This is a genomic window from Selenomonas sp. oral taxon 138 str. F0429 (genome assembly GCF_000318175.2).
Taxonomy (GTDB): domain Bacteria; phylum Bacillota; class Negativicutes; order Selenomonadales; family Selenomonadaceae; genus Centipeda; species Centipeda timonae.
On the sequence record NZ_KB290952.1, the window covers coordinates 214,201 to 233,187 of the forward strand.

At 57.1% G+C, this 18,987-nt stretch carries 14 protein-coding genes; 7 read left to right on the plus strand and 7 right to left on the minus strand.

Annotated features, from left to right (window positions below):
• Positions 1–98: 98 nt before the first annotated feature.
• The 5 genes from HMPREF9163_RS11015 to ileS all read right to left on the minus strand — a co-directional run bounded on the left by HMPREF9163_RS11015 (position 99) and on the right by ileS (position 5,793).
• Entirely contained in the window at positions 99–551 is a 453-nt protein-coding gene (locus HMPREF9163_RS11015; RefSeq protein ID WP_009441884.1) for a hypothetical protein, read from the minus strand.
• Between the two features lie 124 nt (positions 552–675).
• Positions 676–909 carry an RNA chaperone Hfq gene (hfq, locus tag HMPREF9163_RS11020; RefSeq protein WP_009441885.1) on the minus strand — a complete coding sequence of 78 codons (234 nt, stop codon included), beginning with the start codon at positions 907–909 and terminating at the stop codon, positions 676–678.
• On the minus strand, positions 906–1,874 hold the full coding sequence (gene miaA / locus HMPREF9163_RS11025; RefSeq protein ID WP_009441886.1) for a tRNA (adenosine(37)-N6)-dimethylallyltransferase MiaA: 969 nt from the start codon (positions 1,872–1,874) through the stop codon (positions 906–908). The genes hfq and miaA overlap by 4 nt, the downstream gene beginning before the upstream one ends.
• The gene (locus HMPREF9163_RS11030; RefSeq protein WP_009441887.1) at positions 1,871–2,548 is read right to left on the minus strand and encodes a metal-dependent hydrolase; all 678 of its coding nucleotides are present in this window, start codon (positions 2,546–2,548) and stop codon (positions 1,871–1,873) included. Before HMPREF9163_RS11030 ends, miaA begins: the two co-directional genes overlap by 4 nt.
• Positions 2,549–2,673: 125 nt before the next feature.
• Positions 2,674–5,793, minus strand: coding sequence for an isoleucine--tRNA ligase (gene ileS, locus HMPREF9163_RS11035; RefSeq protein ID WP_009441888.1), 3,120 nt, complete (start codon positions 5,791–5,793; stop codon positions 2,674–2,676).
• 220 nt (positions 5,794–6,013) lie between these two features.
• Between ileS and HMPREF9163_RS11040 the strand changes: the two genes are divergently transcribed.
• Positions 6,014–7,000 carry a hypothetical protein gene (locus HMPREF9163_RS11040; RefSeq protein WP_009441889.1) on the plus strand — a complete coding sequence of 329 codons (987 nt, stop codon included), beginning with the start codon at positions 6,014–6,016 and terminating at the stop codon, positions 6,998–7,000.
• Between the two features lie 111 nt (positions 7,001–7,111).
• Here the strand turns inward: HMPREF9163_RS11040 and HMPREF9163_RS11045 are convergent, their stop codons facing one another.
• Entirely contained in the window at positions 7,112–9,016 is a 1,905-nt protein-coding gene (locus tag HMPREF9163_RS11045; protein WP_009441890.1) for a fructose-1,6-bisphosphatase, read from the minus strand.
• Between the two features lie 149 nt (positions 9,017–9,165).
• Positions 9,166–10,707: a glycine betaine ABC transporter substrate-binding protein gene (locus HMPREF9163_RS11050; RefSeq protein ID WP_009441891.1), complete on the minus strand. Its 1,542-nt coding sequence runs from the start codon at positions 10,705–10,707 to the stop codon at positions 9,166–9,168.
• Between the two features lie 193 nt (positions 10,708–10,900).
• Here HMPREF9163_RS11050 and HMPREF9163_RS11055 point away from each other — a divergent pair, with 193 nt between their 5' ends.
• The 6 genes from HMPREF9163_RS11055 (at position 10,901) to HMPREF9163_RS11080 (ending at position 18,786) form a co-directional block, all read left to right on the plus strand.
• On the plus strand, positions 10,901–12,256 hold the full coding sequence (locus HMPREF9163_RS11055) for an HAD-IC family P-type ATPase (RefSeq protein ID WP_037347091.1): 1,356 nt from the start codon (positions 10,901–10,903) through the stop codon (positions 12,254–12,256).
• 164 nt (positions 12,257–12,420) lie between these two features.
• Entirely contained in the window at positions 12,421–13,791 is a 1,371-nt protein-coding gene (locus tag HMPREF9163_RS11060; protein ID WP_009441893.1) for a cytochrome ubiquinol oxidase subunit I, read from the plus strand.
• A 2-nt stretch (positions 13,792–13,793) separates the two neighbouring features.
• Positions 13,794–14,810, plus strand: coding sequence for a cytochrome d ubiquinol oxidase subunit II (gene cydB, locus HMPREF9163_RS11065; RefSeq protein ID WP_009441894.1), 1,017 nt, complete (start codon positions 13,794–13,796; stop codon positions 14,808–14,810).
• Positions 14,811–14,816: 6 nt separating this feature from the next.
• The gene (gene cydD / locus HMPREF9163_RS11070; RefSeq protein ID WP_009441895.1) at positions 14,817–16,463 is read left to right on the plus strand and encodes a thiol reductant ABC exporter subunit CydD; all 1,647 of its coding nucleotides are present in this window, start codon (positions 14,817–14,819) and stop codon (positions 16,461–16,463) included.
• A complete protein-coding gene (locus HMPREF9163_RS11075) occupies positions 16,460–18,073 on the plus strand; it encodes an amino acid ABC transporter ATP-binding/permease protein (RefSeq protein WP_009441896.1) in 1,614 nt (537 codons plus the stop codon). Before cydD ends, HMPREF9163_RS11075 begins: the two co-directional genes overlap by 4 nt.
• Positions 18,070–18,786 carry a hypothetical protein gene (locus HMPREF9163_RS11080; protein WP_009441897.1) on the plus strand — a complete coding sequence of 239 codons (717 nt, stop codon included), beginning with the start codon at positions 18,070–18,072 and terminating at the stop codon, positions 18,784–18,786. The genes HMPREF9163_RS11075 and HMPREF9163_RS11080 overlap by 4 nt, the downstream gene beginning before the upstream one ends.
• Positions 18,787–18,987 lie beyond the last annotated feature (201 nt).

An 18,987-nucleotide genomic window follows, 5' to 3' on the forward strand; every position in this document is an offset into this window, starting at 1 on the left:
ATTTATTGTAATGCAACGTCATTATAAATGAGTTTCGTTTTCCTGTCAAAAATTGTGTCGTGAATGAAAGTTATTTAACAAATTCGCGGGACATTATGTCAGGAACCCGTCGATCCGAATCCCCCTGCGCGCACAGCTCCGCTGCCCGCCGTATCGCCGTCCACCGTGAGATAATGCGTGAAGATCCCCTGCGCGATGCGCTCCCCCGCCGCAATGCGGACAGGTCCTTTCCCGTAGTTGTAGAGCGGGATGTAGATATGTCCCTCGTTCTCCGCATTCCCGTAGTAGTCCGCATCAATCACACCAACGCTGTTCATCAGCATGAGATGCTTCTTGAGCGCCGCACTCGAGCGAATGTAGATGAGCAGCACCTCGTCGGGCTGCATATACGCCTTGACGCCCGTCGGGATAAGAGCCCCATCCCCCGGCGGGATCACGACCTCCTCCGCCGCAGCGAAGTCATAGCCCGTACTCGCCCCCGTCTTGCGCTCCGGCAGATGGATGCCTACCGCCCGATACATCGAGATGATTTCAAAACCGCGTGTCTTCATATCTTCTCCTCAAATAAAGGAATCACTGATAAACACTGCCGCCATCCGGCAGACTTCATTTTATCAGTGATTCCTAAAAATGCCGCACCAAACACATTCCGGCAGCATTACGTTTTCCACAGGTTCAGGACTCCTCCGTCATGGTCTTGACAGGCTGTGCGGGTGTGATGGTCGAGATCGCATGCTTGTAGATCATCTGCTGCTTTCCCATCGTGTCCACCATGACGACGAAATTGTCAAAGCCGCGCACCGTTCCCTTGATCTGAAAGCCGTTCACAAGATGGATCGTCACGAGCATCCCGTCCTTGCGCACCTGATTGAGAAAATTGTCCTGCAGATTGATGATTTTTGCCGTCACGCCTGAGCGCTCCTTTCTCTATTGCACTGCCATGCACGCACGTCCGCAAGGATCGCGTGCAGGAGTTCGGTCTCTGTCTGTGTATCCGCATCATACCAGTGGATGTAGGGCATGCGCCGATACCATGTCATCTGACGCTTTGCAAAACGGCGCGTCGCCGTCTGGATGGCAGCGAGTGTTTCTGCAAAGCTCATCTCACCCGCGAGATACGCCGCCGTCTCCTTGTAGCCGATGCCCTTCATCGCCGGGGCAGCGCGTGAAATCCCGCACGCAAGCAGCCCCGCCACCTCGTCCGCAAGCCCCGCCGCAAACATCGCCTCCACACGCATGTTGATCCGCTCGTAGAGATGCGCACGTGCCCGCGTGAGTCCGATGACAAACGCATCGTAGGGCGCATCCCCCGCATCCATCGCGCTCTCCTGTGAGATATGCTCTGCACCGTAGCGCAGTGTCTCAAGTGCACGGATGACGCGCCTGAGATTGTTCGCGTGCAGACGTGCCGCTGCTGTGGGATCGCGATATGTAAGGAAGCCATGCACACGTTCATTGCCACATCGCTGTGCAATCCTCTCCATCGCGCGGCGGAAGCAGCTGTGCTCCTGTGTCTCGTTGAAGTCATAGCCCTCAATGAGCGCCTTGATGTAGAGCCCCGTCCCGCCAACGATGAACGGCAGACGCCCCGTGCGTTCGTGTACATGCACAAGAGCAGAGACACGCGTGACAAACTCCGTTACGGAAAACGGTTCATCCGCATCCAGCACGTCGATGAGATGATGCGGGACACGCGCCTGCTCCTCTGCGGTCGGCTTTGCGCTGCCGATATCGAACCCGCGATAGATGCACATGGAGTCACCCGAGATGATATCCGTCCCCAGCGCCTCTGCAAGCTGCAGCGAAAGCGCCGTCTTTCCGACCGCCGTTGGTCCGACGAGGACGAGCAGCGGGCTTTTTGCATGCACGGTCAAAGTTCGATGGTTTCGCCGGGCGCAACAATATTCACCCGCGCACGCGTCATCGCCTCCGTGACCTCCTTGTAGTGGTTCACTTCCTGCGCGATGATCGGCCATGTATCGTAGTGAATGGGGATGACATGGCTCGCGTTCAGCCACTGTGCCGCCATCGCCGCATCCTCAAGCCCCATCGTATAGTTGTCGCCGATGGGGAGCACGGCATAGTCGATCGCATCCTTGCGTCCGATCAACTGCATATCGCTGAAGAGAGCGGTATCACCCGAGTAGTAGACAATCTTGCCGCCGATGTAGATCACAAAGCCGCAGGCAATCCCGCCCGCAACGCCCGCGCTGTGCTGGGCAAACGTCATGCGTACCTTTCCGAACGGCAGGTCAAGCGAGCCGCCGATGTTCATCGGATGCGACTTGATCTCTGCGCACGCCTGCCCCTCACAGACGGAGATGACCTCGGGGATGGCGACAATCGCCGCCCCCGTGCGTGCCGCAATCGATGGTGCATCACCGAGATGATCCCCATGCGCGTGTGTGAGCAGGATAAAGTCACAGGCGGCCTCATTCGCCGCGATGCTTGCCGTCGGATTTCCCGTCAGGAATGGATCCACAAGAACCCTGTTCGTCCCGTCATCGAGCAAAAAAGCCGCATGACCGTAGTAGCTGAATTTTACCATTGCGACCACTCTCCTATTTCACAATTCGCTTGTTGTGTTTCATTATACGATATGTCCCCACAATGTCAATAGAAAAGCCGCTTCATTCGGGAATCCCCGAACAAAGCGGCTCGTTGCCGAAAATTTTACTTGATACTGATCGTCAGCTTCTCACCGTTGATGTTCCAGTCCTTGCTTGTACCAACGGGCGCGTCGTAGGATACGGAATCGGCGAGCGTAATCTCGCGGATAAACGCCTCGTTCTTCTGGGCGATTGCCGTGAGCTTTGCATTCCCCATGAGGCCAAGCGCAATGTGATCCGTCACCTCAAGCCCACATTCCTTGCGCATGGTCTGTACCTTGCTGATGATCTCGCGGACAAAGCCCTCCGCAAGGAGCTCCTCCGTAAGCGTCGTCTCAAGCGCAACCGTGACGCCGCCATAGCTCTGGCAGTTGTAGCCCTCCTGCTGCGAGACCGTGACCTCGACATCCTCCGATGTGACCGTGACATCGCCGTCTGCGAGGTGCAACGTATAGCTGCCGCCGCCCGCAAGCGCATCCTTCACCGCCGCGCCGTCACTCTCCTCGAGAGCCTTCTTGACCGCATTCATCTGCTTGCCAACCTTCGCACCGAGCACGCGGAAATTCGGCTTCACGTGATAGGCGAGGAAGTCCGACATATCGTCGCGGAACGCAACCTCCTTGACATTGAGTTCATCCTCAATGATCTCAACGAAGAACTCCGGCAGCGTATGCTCCGCCTTGATGAACATACGCGCGACCGGCTGACGGTTCTTGATGTTCGCCGCATTGCGCGCCGCGCGTCCGAGGGTGACAACCGCGAGGACGATCTCCATGTTCTCCTCAAGCTGCGTGTCAATAAGCGCCTCGTTCACCATCGGGAAGTCTGCAAGATGCACGGAGATCGGCGCCGTCTTGTCCACCGAGCAGACGAGATTGCGGTAGATACTCTCCGTGATGAACGGCACCATCGGTGCTGCCGCCTTCACCGTCGTCACAAGCGCGGTGTAGAGCGTCAGGTAGGCATCGACCTTGTCCTGCTCCATGCCCTTCGCCCAGAAGCGGCTGCGGCTGCGGCGCACGTACCAGTTGGACAGCTCCTCGACGAAGGACTGCACTGCCTTCGCCGCCTCGGTGACACGGTAATTACCGAGGCAGTCATCCACCGTGCGCACCATCGTATTCAGACGTGAGAACACCCAGCGATCCATGACCGAGAGGCGGTTGTAGTCAAGCGTATGCGCCGTCGGGTCGAAATTGTCGATGTTCGCATAGAGAACGTAGAACGCATACGTGTTCCAGAGCGTCCCCATGAACTTGCGCGCGCCCTCCTGCACCGCATCGTCGGAGAAGCGGTTCGGCAGCCACGGCGCACTGTTCTCGTAGAAGTACCAGCGGATCGCATCCGCACCGTGACGGCGCAGTGCGTCCATTGGCTCGACCGCATTGCCCTTGGACTTGCTCATCTTCTGCCCGTTCTCGTCCTGCACATGACCGAGGACAATGACATTCTTGTACGGGCTCTTGTCAAAGAGCAGCGTCGAAATCGCAATCAGCGAGTAGAACCAGCCGCGCGTCTGATCGACCGCCTCGGAGATGAAGTCTGCGGGGAAATATTTCTCAAAGATCTCCTTGTTCTCAAACGGATAGTGCCACTGCGCGAACGGCATCGCCCCCGAGTCGAACCAGCAGTCGATGACCTCGGGTACGCGGTGCATCTCCGCACCGCACTTCTCACACGGGAACGTGATTGCATCAATGTACGGACGATGCAGCTCGATATCGGCGGGGCAATTCGGCTGAAGCTCACGCAGCTCCGCGATTGAACCAACCGAATGCTCGTGCCCGCAGGAGCATTTCCAGATATTGAGAGGCGTCCCCCAATAGCGGTCGCGGCTGATGCCCCAATCCTGCACATGCTCGATCCAGTTGCCGAAACGACCGTCGCCGATCGTCTTTGGAATCCAGTTGACCGTATTGTTGTTTGCAACAAGTGCGTCGCGCACCGCCGTCATGCGGATGAACCACGAGGCACGCGCATAGTAGATCAGCGGCGTGTCGCATCGCCAGCAATGCGGATAGCTGTGTGTAAACTCGGGAGCCTTGAACAGCTTGCCGCTCTTTTCGAGATCCTTGAGAATCAACGGATCGGCATCCTTTACGAAGACCCCCGGCCAGTCCGTCTCCTCCGTCATCTCGCCCTTGTCATTGACGAACTGAACGAACGGCATGCCATACTTGCGGCAGACGCGGTTATCGTCCTCACCGAAGGCGGGTGCGGTGTGGACAATGCCCGTGCCGTCTTCGGTCGTGACATAGTCGTCGCAGATGACGAAAAACGCCTTATCCTGCACGTCCTTCGTCGCAAAGGGATAGAGCGGCTCGTACTTGCGGTATTCGAGTTCGCTGCCCTTCATCGTCGCAAGGATCTCACGGTCGCCCCACGAATCCGCAAATACGCTGTCCATCAGAGCCTCGGCGAGATAGTAGACCTTGCCGTAGACGCGCACCTTCACATAGGTCACATTTGGATTCACGCAGAGGCCGAGGTTCGACGGGAGCGTCCACGGCGTCGTCGTCCATGCGAGGAAATAGGCATCCTCGTCCGCCGCCTTAAAGCGTACGATTGCCGAGCGTTCCGTCACGTCCTTATAACCCTGCGCTACCTCGTGCGAGGAGAGCGGCGTGCCGCAGCGCGGGCAGTACGGGACGATCTTGTGTCCCTGATAGAGCAGCCCCTTCTTCCAGATCTCCTTGAGCGCCCACCACTCGGACTCGATAAAGTCATTTTCATAGGTAATGTAGGGATGCTCCATATCCGCCCAGAAGCCGACGACATCGGAGAACTCCTCCCACATCGCCTTATACGTCCAGACCGACTCACGGCACTTCTTGATGAATGGCTCGATGCCGTAGTCCTCGATCTGCTCCTTGCCGTTGATGCCGATCGCCTTCTCGACCTCCAGCTCCACGGGCAGACCGTGCGTATCCCAGCCCGCTTTGCGGAGCACCTTGCGCCCCTTCATCGACTGATAGCGCGGCAGCATATCCTTGATGACGCGCGTCAGAACGTGCCCGATGTGCGGGCGACCGTTCGCCGTCGGCGGACCGTCATAGAACGTGAACGTCTCGCAGCCCTCACGCTGATCCACCGCCTGCTGTGCAATATGATTCTCGCGCCAAAAATCCGCAACGGCTTTCTCGCGCGCGGCAAAATTCAAATTGGTATCTACTTTCTCGTACAAAGAAACCCCTCCCGTAGCATAGTCACGTCATTCTAGCACACGGAAGGGGATTTTTCAAGGAACAGGCGACATCTGCCCAAGATTTCTCTTGCACCTTTATCCAAAGAGTGTTATAACCAACGATGAATATAGAAAGCATGGATAAAATCCACGCCAATTCGAGCAAAGGTTATATCAGCGATTCCGAAAGGATCGTCGGTTCACACAGCGGAGGGATCTCATGCACACATTCAAACATTTACTCTCTGCCCTACTATTATACACGCTATGTATCATCCCATACACCGCCTCTGCCGCCGATACGAATGCAGACTACCGGGGCTATATCTGGCGCATTGATACAGCGGTGGGCAATGCGGAGCATCTGCCGTACAATTTCCGCACGGCGGCATCGCCGTTCCAAACGCGGACAGACGCAGCGAAGTTAGGTGTCGACCCGAACTACACTCCCTCTCGTGAGGGACTGGATGCCCTACCGCTCTCGGGAAGCGCAGAGTTCTCCGTCCCTGCCTTTCACGCGCTGCTGAAAGAGCTGCACACGCGCGCAAGGGGCTCGATCTGTATCGTCGATCTGCGGCAGGAGTCGCACGGCTTCATGAATGGAAACGCCGTCAGCTGGTACGGCAAGCACGACTGGGGCAATATCGGCAGGACGAAGCACGAGGCACTGCGTGACGAGAACATGCGCATTCACAGTGCACGGGGAAAGGTTGTAGTGCTCGCGCACCTCGATAAGAAAAAGCAGCCCAAAAATCAGCAGACCATTCACGTCATGGAGGCGATGACGGAGCGCGAGCTGGTCGAGGATGCGGGCGTGCGCTACGTCCGTCTCGCCGTCACCGACCACAAATGGGCAGACCCGCAGACCATCGACAAATTTGTCGATCTCGTGAAAAAAATTCCCGCGGACACATGGATGCACTTTCACTGTCAGGCAGGCAAGGGACGCACGACCAGCTTTATGGCGATGTACGATATGATAAAAAATCCCTCCGTCCCGCTGAAGGACATCCTCTATCGTCAGTACCTGCTCGGCGGAGCATACCTCGCCTACGACCCGACCATGCAGCATGCACCGACGGGATGGGAGGATGCAGACTACCATCACAAGGCAGAGATGATCACAAAGTTCTACGACTACGTTCAGCAGAATCACGAGAACGACTATGTCGTACCGTGGAGTATGTGGCTGAAGAAGAATCCATAAGAGAATAAGAAAGCCCGCACATTGCATTTGTAGTGACCCCCAAAAGTTAGATCCTCTAAGTCTAACTTTTGGGTGGCAGGTCACATCTGATGTGCGGGCTTTCTTATTCTTTCACTGTGGTTTGATATGCCCTGTCTGATACGCGCGCAGGAGGGCGTGCAGATCAGCGATCTCATCCATGATCGCCGCGCCGCGATCGGTGTCGCGCACGAGGCAGCTGCGCGCCTGCAGCTCGACCGTCTGCGAGACGGACTCGATGTCGCGATTCTCGCGCAGTGCCTCACGTACATTCGCCACCGTCTGATGCTGGAGGAGACGCAGTCCACGTGAGTTGTAGATGAGTGTGTAGCCCGAGATGCCCGTCTTGGAGTGATATGGCGTCGCAAAACCACCGTCGATGATGATCGCGCGACCATTCGCACGCAGCGGACTCTCCCCCTTTTTCACCTTGACGGGAACGTGCCCGTTGATGATGTGCCCGTGCTTGGGGTCAAGCCCGAACTCCGCAAGGATCTTCTCGCAGATCGCCTCCTCCTTGATGAGGCGGAAATACGGGTCAGACGGCTCTTTCCACGTCGACTCGTCGGAGATAAAGGAGCGTTCAAACGTTGTGAACGAGCGTCCCGAGGTCGGCGCGAGCAGTCCGCACCAGAGGAAGTACATAAAGTCCAAGCCTTCCTGCGCGTGTTCGTTCCAAGCCGCGCGCGCCTTTTCCTCACAAAAGTCCATCCACGCGCGTCCCGTATATTCCTCGCCCTTGTAGGTAATGGTGCGGAAGCTGCCGTCCTCATTCATGGGGACACAGCCGGGGAACAGAAGGTTGCCGTTGTAGCACATATACATGCTGCCGCGTTCGTAGAGATAGTCCACATGGCGTTGGAGTGCCTTGCTCTCAAGGAAATAGGAGCGCAGATCGTCGATGATGTGCCGCTCCTCCTCCGTCAGTTCGTAGCAGTCCGCGCCGTCGTCAATCGTCGGGAAGTAGGCACTATCGAGTTCCACACGCCGTCCATTGTTCAATGTGACGCAGGATAGGCTGAAGTTGATCTTATCGAGGAGCAGACGATCCTCCATGTGGAAGTTCGGATTGCGCTTGATGAGCGCCCCCTCAAGCTTGAACATCATCATCGAGATCGCACGCTCTGCCGCCTTGATCGGGTTCTCGTCGGGATAGATGCGCGAGGCAAACGTCGAGAGCGGGCGCAGGCTGATGCCGTAGCCACGTTCCAGCACGTCCGTATTGCGGTAGCGCAGCGAGTTGCGGATGACCGCCGCAATACAGACCTCACTGCCGAGTGCCGCACCCATCCAGAGCACGTCGTGGTTCCCCCACTGAATGTCAACGGACGGATGCTGCATGAGGAGGTCGAGGATGCCGTCAGGACGGTCGCCGCGATCGAAGAAGTCGCCGACGATATGGATGCGCTCGACCGCGAGCCGCTTGACGAGCACGCTGAACGCATCGATGAAGTCCGTACCGCCGCCGATCTCCACGATGGTCTCAATCAGTTGTTTATAGTAGTAGAGCTGCGCCTCATCCAGCTCGGGGCGCGTGCTCAGCAGCTCCACGATGACGGATTCGTAGCGTTTGGGAATGTAGCCGCGCATCTTGCTCGCAGGGAATTTCCAGCTCATGAGCTTGGTCAGCTCGAGCAGATTCGCAATGTTCTGTTGATACCAGATTGCGTCCGCCTTGCCCTCCGCCGTGAGCTGCTCCACCTTCTCGCGCGGATAGTAGATCAGCGTGCAGAACTCCGCCTTCTCCTCCTCCGTCATACGCTCGCCGAAGCAGTAGTCCACCTTTTCCTTGATGACACCAGAGCAGTTGTTGAGGATGTGAAAGAACGAATCGTACGCGCCGTGCAGATCGCTCATGAAGTGCTCCGTGCCCTTCGGCAGCATGAGCTGCGATTTCAGATAGACGATTTTCTCGTAGACAATCTCCTTCGTCGGGTACTTCTCGGCCATCAGACGGAGCACCTTGTCCTGCTCCGCCTTTGTTGTGTTTATACTCATAACGCTTCCTCCTGCGAAATATTTTTACTCTTCTGTATTCTAACACTAGAGAGGAGGATTTTCAAGGAACGCATAAAACAAGAAATTGGCGCACAAAAGGGGCATTGTACGAAGTTTTTAGCTTCGTACAATGCCCCTCGGATTTCCGCTCAAATAATTCCTTTTCCGCGCAGAAATTCCTCTGCGACTGCGTGCGGTTCCTTCCCCTCGCTCTCGACGGCATGGTTCATTGCCGCCATCTCCTCGTCCGTGATACTGTCCGTCAGCTTCTCCAATACAGGCACAAGCTCCGGATGCCGCTCCAACACCTCCGCACGCACAACGTTTCCGCAGCGATAGGACGGGAAAAAATTCCGATCATCCGTGAGCACACGCGCATCCGCCGCCGCAAGCTGTCCGTCTGTCGTGAACACAACCATCACATCAATTTGCTTGTTCGCGAGTGCCTGATATTTCAGCCCAATGTCGAGGTCGACCGTGCGGGCAAAATCCAGCCCGTACACCTTGCAGAGCGCAGGATACCCATCCGCGCGCTCAAAAAAATCGTACTCCGCACCAAAGACGAGTTGAGGGGCGACACGGCGCAGGTCAGAATACGTGTGCAGATCGTACTGTTCCGCAATCTCACGCCGCACGGCAACGCCGAACGTATCGTTGAAGCCGTACATCCCGACCCAACGCATCGCAAAACGCCGCTCATATTCCTCGGACAGCTGCGGAAACAGTTCCTCGCTGTATTTTGACTCCTCCTTGAGCACCATGTTCCAGCCCGTTCCCGTATACTCCGGGTAAATGTCGAACGCGCCGCTCTCCATCCCGGGGTGGATGTTCGACGTACCGCCGCCGACGCCCGCTGTGATACGTGCCTCGAGCCCCGTATCGTGCTCAATCAGGAGTTTCAGCATCTCGCCCATAATCAGCTGCTCCGTCATCGGCTTGGTCGCAATATGGACAACATCCGCCTTGCCAAAGAAGCCGTAGGTCACGGTGCTCACGGCAATGAGCAGTACGGCAGCTGCCCCCGCATAGGCAGCGCGTACGTTTCCTGTGATGCGTGCGGGGCGTTTCAGCCACGCCTCGACCTGCCCCAGTGCGCCGTCCACCACGAGCGCAAGCACGGCGATCAGGAGGCTCCCCGCAATCGTGAGCGCGGGGTTGTTCGTCGTGATGCCGCGATAGATTGCGACACCGAGACCGCCCGCACCGATAAAGGACGCAATGCCGGCAAGTGCAATCGTCATCGTCGCCATATTGCGAATCCCGGACATGATGACGGGCATCGCAAGCGGAATCTGAACGCGCGTCAGCACATGAAACGCCGAGCCGCCCATGCCGATTGCCGCCTCCACAAGCGAGGGCTGTATCTGCGCAAGCCCCGTATGCGTCGCGCGCACCATCGGCAGGAGTGCATAGATCGTGAGTGCAATGATCGCCGAGCGGTTGCCGATGCCGAAAAACGGAATCAAAAAACCGAGCATCGAAATCGACGGGATCGTATAGAGAAAGTTCACCGTCCCGAGCGTCGGTGCCGCCGCGCGCTCATAACGATGAATGAGGACGCCCGCCGCACCGCCAAGCACGACAGCGATGCCGATTGCTGCCCCCGATATCCACAGATGCTCAACCAAGAGCTGTACAAAGAACGCACTGCGTTCTGAAAAGATGGAAAAAACTGCGTGCAATAGCTCCATGTCGTATCTCCAAAATGTAATTTATATCATCACAATAACTGAATTATAGCATAGAAACGATGTGCACACAAGAAAATCTTGGGAATCGCTGATAAAACAGTCTCTCAGATGGACGTAGATAAGAGATTTGTCACATCCCCGCGCCTGTGGTATAATGCCCGTGTAAAAGTAACAGGACAGGAGTTGAACGTCCTTGAAAAAAATGTTTTCTTCATTCTTTCATTTTATCGCAAGCGTCGTACTTGCGGCAGGTATCGCAGGGTACTGGTATATTGCGGGCGATATTTCCATCGAGACGGCATCCGAACTCTTTCTCGGAATCTTTCTCGCCGCATCGCCTCTGCCCTTCATTGTCTCGCGCTGGCTGATTGCTCTGCGCATCAAGCGGCGGCTGCATGACTCGGGTGTTACATGCAGCCGCATGAGCGCACTCACGGAGTTGCTTCATGTGGACACAATCGCATTCAACCGCAACGGCACGCTCACGGAAGGCAGCGTATTCATCTCTGCGCTCGTGCCCGAGGGCATGACACAGGGCTCTCTGCTCGCACTCGCCGCGAGTGCCGAACGCGAGGCAACACACCCCTATGCGCATGCACTCTACGACACCGCTGTCCAGCGCGGTCTGCACCTGCAGCGTCACTCTGCCGCGCGCGAGACGGAGAGTTTCGGTGTCGAGGCGCTGATTGCACGCACGCCTGTGCGCGTTGGCAAGAAGGAGTGGCTGCAGGAGGAGAACATCGAGATCAGCGCTGCGCTCCTCACGCGTGCCGATCAGCTTGCAACGAGCGGACAGACGCCACTCTTCGTCAGCTCAAGCAAATACGCGCGCGGCATCATCGCCGTCCGCGACGATGTACGAGCAGAGGCGCGGCGCGCACTGATCGCCCTGAAGGAGCGCGGACTCTCCCTCATCCTCCTCACGGGTGAGACAAAGCGCCTCGCAAATGCAACGGGCAAAGAGCTCCGTATCAGCGAGGTGCGCGCCGACCTCGCGGGCACGGACAAGGCACGCGAGATCCGTCTGCTCCAATCGCGCGGTGCAGTCGTTGCGATGGTCGGTGACCCTATGGCAGATCAGCCAGCCCTGCGTGCAGCAGACATCAGCATCGGCTGCCCCTCCTCGCTCGAGAAACAGCCCACCCCCGAAGAGGAAGACACGCCGCGCGATCCGCTGCATGAGGAACTCATGCGCGGACAGAACGATGAGAAGCCAAGCGAAATGGAGCCGCTTATGCCTCCTGAGGATGCTGCCTACTTTGAGGCACAGGCACTGCGCAACCAGGGACGATCCACAAGCTTCATGCCGGACATTGTACTGGACAAGGAGGGGCTACCGAGTCTTGTCACGCTCTGGGACACATGCAATGCCGCACGCGCACGCGCAAAACAGAATCGCTGGCTGAGCCTCCTCTTTCTCTTCCTCTTTACACCTGCCGCAGCGGGCGTACTCACCTTCTTCGATGCCACCGTGCTCCCCTATCCCATCGTCGGCGGTGCTCTTGTTTTGCTCCTCATTCTGCTCATTGTGAACGCACTTCGGGAATGAGGTTAATAAATATTCATTCTTAAATAAGTGAATATATCCATCTAACTTGTATTTCATTTTAACCTATGATATAATTCATCGAATCAGAGTCTTTTGTCGCAGAGAGCGCACAAAAGTCGGTGTTATTATCATCATAGGTATTTTATTTTAGGAGGGGTTTGGAAATGGAAGAAGTGCTACTGTCACGATGGCAGTTTGCAATCACCACCATCTATCACTTTCTCTTCGTCCCCGTCACCCTCGGCATGGCGATCTTTGTCGCCATGCTTGAGACGTGCTATGTGCGGACGAAGAAGCCGGAGTGGAAGAAGACCTGTCGAAAGTTGCTGCATTTCTTTGGCACGCTCTTTCTCATCAACTTTGCGATGGGTGTTGTCACCGGTCTGGTGCAGGAGTTCCAGTTCGGCATGAACTGGTCGGAGTACTCGCGCTTCATGGGCGATATCTTCGGCGCACCGCTCGCACTTGAGGCACTCACGGCGTTCTTCCTCGAGTCGACGTTCCTCGGCATCTGGATGTTCGGCTGGGATAAGCTGCCGGAAAAGGCACACTGTGCCTGTATTTGGCTCGTTGCTCTCGGCAGTAATCTGTCCGCGTTCTGGATTCTCGTCGCGAACTCCTTCATGCAGCACCCCGTCGGCTACACCATTGCCAACGGGCGCGCGGAAATGGCGAGCTTCTTTGAACTCGTGACGAATCACTACATCCTCGGCGAGCAGTCACATACGCTCTTTGCCGGCATCACGACGGCGGGCTTTGTCGTCATGGCGGTCTCGGCTTGGAAGCTGCTCCACGATACGGAATCACGCTATGCCTTTACACAGGCGATCAAGGCGGGCGCGATTTACACCATTGTCGGCGTCGTCGGCGTCATCGCAAGCGGACATCTGCACACGCAGTATCTCGCGCAGGCAAGCCCGATGAAGCTCGCCGCGATGGAGGCACTCTGGGAGACAGAGGATCCTGCGCCGTTCGCTGTACTCGCCTATCCAAACATGGAGAAGGGGCACAACGACTTCGAGATCACGATCCCCTATATGTTCACGATCATGGTACATGACGGCATCCAGGGTGAGGTGCGCGGCATCAACGACCTTCAGAAGGAAGCCGTCGAAAAATTTGGTCCTGGCGACTATCGTCCGCATGTCACCATGCTTTTCTACGCGTTCCGTGCGATGGTCGGCGCCGGCTTCTTCATGGTGCTCGTCTCGCTCGTGGTGTTCTACCTCGCGAAAAAGGACAAGCTGTTCTCGGCGAAGAAGTTACTCTTCGCGCTCCCGTGGCTCGTCATCGTTCCCTTTATCGCAAACTCCTGCGGCTGGATTGTCGCGGAAATGGGGCGTCAGCCGTGGCTCGTCGTTGGGCTGCAAAAGACGGTGGACGGTGTCTCGCCGAATCTCACCTCTGCTGAGATCATGATTTCGATGATCGGGTTCACGGTGCTCTACCTGCTGCTCCTGATCACGGCGCTCTATCTCGCCTTCCGCTTCATCCGCCGCACGCAGATCACACCTGCCATCGAAGGAGGGAAGTAAGAATGGACTACAATATTCTCTGGTTCGTGCTCATCGTCGTCCTCTTCACGGGTTTCTTCTTCCTTGAGGGATTCGACTACGGTGTCGGTACGCTGCTCACGCTTCTCTCGGACAAAGAGAGTGACCGTTCGCAGGTCATCCGTTCGATCGGTCCCGTCTGGGACGGCAATGAGGTCTGGATGATTACGGCGGGCGGCGCGACCTTCGCGGCATTCCCGCATGTCTATGCCACGATGTTCAGCACGTTCTATCTCGCGCTCTTCCTCATGCTCGTCGCGCTCATCCTGCGCGGTGTCGCATTCGAGTTCCGCCATCAGCGTTCGGACGACGCATGGCAGCGCCGCTGGTCGTATGCGATTGCGTTCGGCAGCATCGTCCCGGCATTCCTCTGGGGCGTTGCCGTTACGAACCTCATCGCAGGTCTGCCCATCGGTCAGAATATGGTCTATCAGGGAAATTTCTTTGACCTCGTGACCCCCTACACGGTGGTTGGCGGTGCGACCTTTGTCGCGGTCTTTGCCTTTCATGGTGCGGCGTTCCTGCGCCTGCGCCTCACGAGCACCTACCTCCTCGACCGTGCGCGCGTGCTCGGTCTGAAATTCGGCGTCCTCGCAGCACTCCTCTACGTGCTCTGCATGATCCTCACCTATGTTGAGACGGATCTCTATGCGAGCCCACTCGCAGCAGGTGCACTCGTTTTCTCGGCAGCGGCATTCGTTGCGGGGCTCGGTGCAATGTATAAGGGAACGCAGCTTCCTGCATTCGTACTTGGCGGCCTTGCCATCGTCGGCACGACGATCGGCTTCTTCGCCGGACTCTTCCCGCGTCTCATGGTCTCGAGCCTCAACTCCGGATGGAGTCTCACGATCTACAACGCATCCTCGACCGAGTACACGCTGTCCATTATGACGATTGCGGCGGCGATCCTCGTGCCCGTCGTCCTCTGTTATCAGATCTGGACGTACTACATCTTCCGCAAGCGTATCTCACCAAATGACGACAGTCATCAGGCATACTAATACACAATGAAAAAAAAGAAGTCCATTCTACTCTCTGCAATTCGCACACAACGGCACAGCGTCCTCATGCGCGCGGCGATTGAACTCCTCCACGGGGGGCTCGTCGTCGCGGCGGCATGGGAGGCTGCCGTCATTGTGAACACCGTGTTCATGGAGCACAGCGGACTTACCGAAGCAGCATCAGATCTTCTGATGCTGTTTTTGTGCGTCCTCTCTATGGCACTTCTGCGCCTCCCCAAGAGTCGTATCGAGGCACAGCTCTCCCATCGCGTGCGCCTCTCCGCACGCACAGCCCTCCACGAGGCAATGCTCCTGCATGGACGCAGCTCCTCCGGTGCGCTGACGCTCACGCTGGAGCGCGTCGATGCACTCGATCCGTTCTTCCACACGGTGCTGCCAACGATGATTGCAGGCGCAGTGCTCATCCCTCTGATCCTCATTGTCACGGCGTTTGCAGACCCACTCTCGGCGCTGCTCTTTCTCGTGACACTGCCGATTGCGCCGTTCCTGCTCTTCCTCATCGGAAAGGCAACGCGCCGTGCGAGCGAACGTCAGTGGGACAAGATGCAGTCGCTCACAAACGGCTTCGGCGAACTCGTACGCGCGGCGATGACGCTCAAGATCTTTCGCCGCATCGACGCTGAGGGCGCACATCTCGCGCACATGAGCCACAGCTTCGCCGAGGCATCGCTCTCCGTCCTGCGGCTCGCCTTTGTCTCCGCATTCGCACTGGAGCTGATTACCACACTCTCGATTGCGCTCATTGCCGTCTCCATCGGTCTGCGTCTGCTCGATGGCATGATGACATTCCAGACGGCGTTCTTCGTGCTCATCCTTGCACCGCTGTTCTATCAGCCGCTGCGTGAGGGCGGCATCGCATTCCATGCGGCGATGGATGCCAAGACGGCAGAGACGGCACTCCTGCCCTATGTTGACCTCCCCTCCCCCACGGACGGCGCACGGAGTCAGATTCTCTCGCCGCCCGCCGTACATACGGAAAAACTCAGCTACCGCTATCCGCTGACCGAGGAAGAAGTGCTCACGGACTTACAGCTCTCCTTTCCCGCAGGAAAGTCTACAGTGCTCGCAGGAGCAAGCGGCATTGGCAAGTCGACGCTGCTCCTCCTGCTTGCGGGTCAGATTGCACCATCAGAGGGCAAAATCGTGCTTTCGGACGGCGCAGGTGAGGGAAATTCATTCGACCTTGCGCAGCTCTCCGAGAAAACGCGCACGCATCTCATCACATATGTCCCGCAGGAGCCGCATATCTTTAAGGCCTCCCTCGCGGAGAACGTCAGTCTCTGGCTGGAAGATGCCACGGACGAAACCGTCACTGCGGCACTTGAGGCTGCTGCCCTCGGCGACTTTCTGCACGCACTGCCCGAGGGGCTTCGGACACCGCTCGGAGCGGGTGGACATCCGCTCTCTGCAGGGGAGCGTCACCGTCTCGGGCTTGCGCGTGCCTTTTTCCAGAACCGGCCGATTGTATTACTTGATGAGATTACGGCAGGACTTGACGGGGATACCGAAGCCCTTGTCATTGACGCACTCACGCGCTTCGCGCATCATCGCACGTTGATTCTGACATCACATCGCCCCGCACTGATTGCATGGGCGGAGCACGTTATTACATTGGGAGGTGGGGAGCTATGACAGCCGCACTCTTTCGTCTGCTCTCCATTGCAGCGCCATCGAAGGCACTGCCCGCACTCCTTGCGGGGGTGCTCGCTGCAGCCTCAGGTATTGCGCTCATCGGTACAGCTGCGTGGATCATCGCGAGCGCGGCGCTGCAGCCGCCGCTGTCCGCACTTGCGCTTGCAATTACAATGGTACGTGCATGCGGCATCGGTCGCGCGGTCTTTCGCTATCTCGACCGTCTGCTCTCCCATCGTCTTGCATTCGCCTGTTACGAGGACTTGCAGCAGGCGACCTATCGGCGCTCCGCTGCAGTGATTCCCCTGCGGGAAGGCAATGTCCGCGAGGGAGAATTTCTGCACGATCTCCTCACGGGCTGCGAGACCCTACGCGACTTCTACCTGCGCACCGTTCCACAACCACTGATTGCGGGGCTGCTCACCGCTGTGACCTGCACAGCGCTCCTGCCGCTCAGCTTGTGGGGCGCACTGCTCATCGCATTTCTCTATTTTCTGCATCTCGCCCTCCCCCATCTCCTGCACGAGGCAGATCTGCGCACGGAGGGCACCGCCTATCGTGAGGTTCTGCTCGACCGCCTCGACGGATGCACTGAACTCGCGGCGGCAGGTACACTCACTCGGGCGCAGGGGCAACTCGACCGTGCAGCAGAGGATTTTCAGCGTAGGCAGGATGACAAACGCACAAAGCGTGAACGGCTGTTCACCCTGCTTGATATTCTGCGTGTTGCGGTCTGGATTCTACTGATCGTTCTGCTTACGCCATGCGTCGCAGACAGAATGCTGACGGGTGTACAATACGCTGTCTGGGTGCTTGTCCTCGAAGCCGTGCTCAGCGAGTACCGCCCCCTGCCCGCCGCAAGTCTGGGCGCAGCGGAGGCTGCACGGGCAGCTGAGACGATTCTTTCCGCACAGGAAAATTCCTCTGCAAAAAAAATGCCGTTCCCCTCCCCCGTCTTTATTGCAGATGCCCCGCTGATTGCGGCAGAGCATCTTACCTTTTCCTACCATGACGACATTCCGATCCTGCGGAATTTCTCATGTACGATTCGGCGCGGGGAGCACACAGCGATCATCGGTGAGAGCGGTGCAGGCAAGACGACGCTTGCAAGCCTCCTCCTGCGCCTCTGGGAGCCTGACAGTGGTACAATCTCATATAGAGGAGCAGCACATACCGCCCTTTCTGCAGACACATCACGCGCCCTCTTTGGAGCCTCCCTGCAGGGAAGTTATCTCTTCAGCACATCGACGCGCGACAACTTCCTGCGTTTGCATGCGGATATGAATGAGAAGCGGATGTGGCATGCACTTGAGACTGCACAGCTTGCCGACGTGATACGGGCACTTCCTGCGGGACTGGATGAACCTCTGGGTGCAAATGCTGTACGGCTCTCGGGCGGACAGCGCAGCCGTCTGCTCACCGCGCTTGCCCTTGCCGCCGAGGCAGAGATTCTCTTGCTTGACGAGCCGACGGCAGGGCTGGATGCCGCACGCGGGCAGCGATTGATCGCTGCTATTCTGGAGGAACTCGACGCACGCGACGGTACGCTCATCGTCATCACGCATGACCTTCCCCTTTTAGACCGTATGAAACAGGTGATAGAACTATGACACAGGAACACTTTCACGAACTCATCCACATTGTTTTGGATCGCCTCGGTGCGGCAGCCCCGCCGCACGAACTCTTTGCTGGCGGTGTGGAGGACTGGCACGCACGCGCACGCCTTGCCCACTTCCTCGCACAGACCGAAGAATACCATGCCGAAGCCTTGGAGCTCTTTCTGAGCGTCGTCGACGCAGAGCCGAACGAGGAGCTTGCACAGGATGTAGAGGAAAAAGTCTATGCTATGCAGGGGCTGAGTGCCCTCGAAGCCCGTACAGAGGAACTGCGTGAGACGGCGCTTGAGCACATCAACCTGGCGATCGAATGTGCCGAATCCACGGATTTCCTCTACAAGTACATCCTGCGCGGTGAGCTCTGGGCGGATCGCTGGAATCTCATGCACAAGCTGCGCATGACCGAGGAAGCGGAGGAGGAGGCAGATGAGCGCATTGCCGCCTTTGACGGCCTTGCGGAGGCGGTGCCGCACAATTCCTATCTCTACTACGGCTATCGGTTCAAGGCACATCTCGCCGCCGAGCGCGGCGTCGTTCTCATCGCAAAGGACTATATGCACATGGCAATTCACGCGATGGAGATCCCGCCTGCGTATGAGCAGGGGCTTGCGGATGCCTTTGCCGCGACACATGAAAATGCCCCGTGGATTCTGCGTGAAATCGACCGCGCAACACCGAATCCAGAGGGACTGCACTGGGATATATAGAAGCCGCTGATAACTTCAGCCCAATCCGGCAGACTTCATTTTATCAGCGATTCCTTTATTTTGCCCGAGATTTCTATACTTTCTTTTGGATCTGCTGCATAAATGATGCGGCAGATCTTTTTTTATAGAAATTTTTCAAAATTTTTCGTGAAACCTGTTATTTATGACAGTACGTTTTTTCTTTGCCTGTGATAAAATATA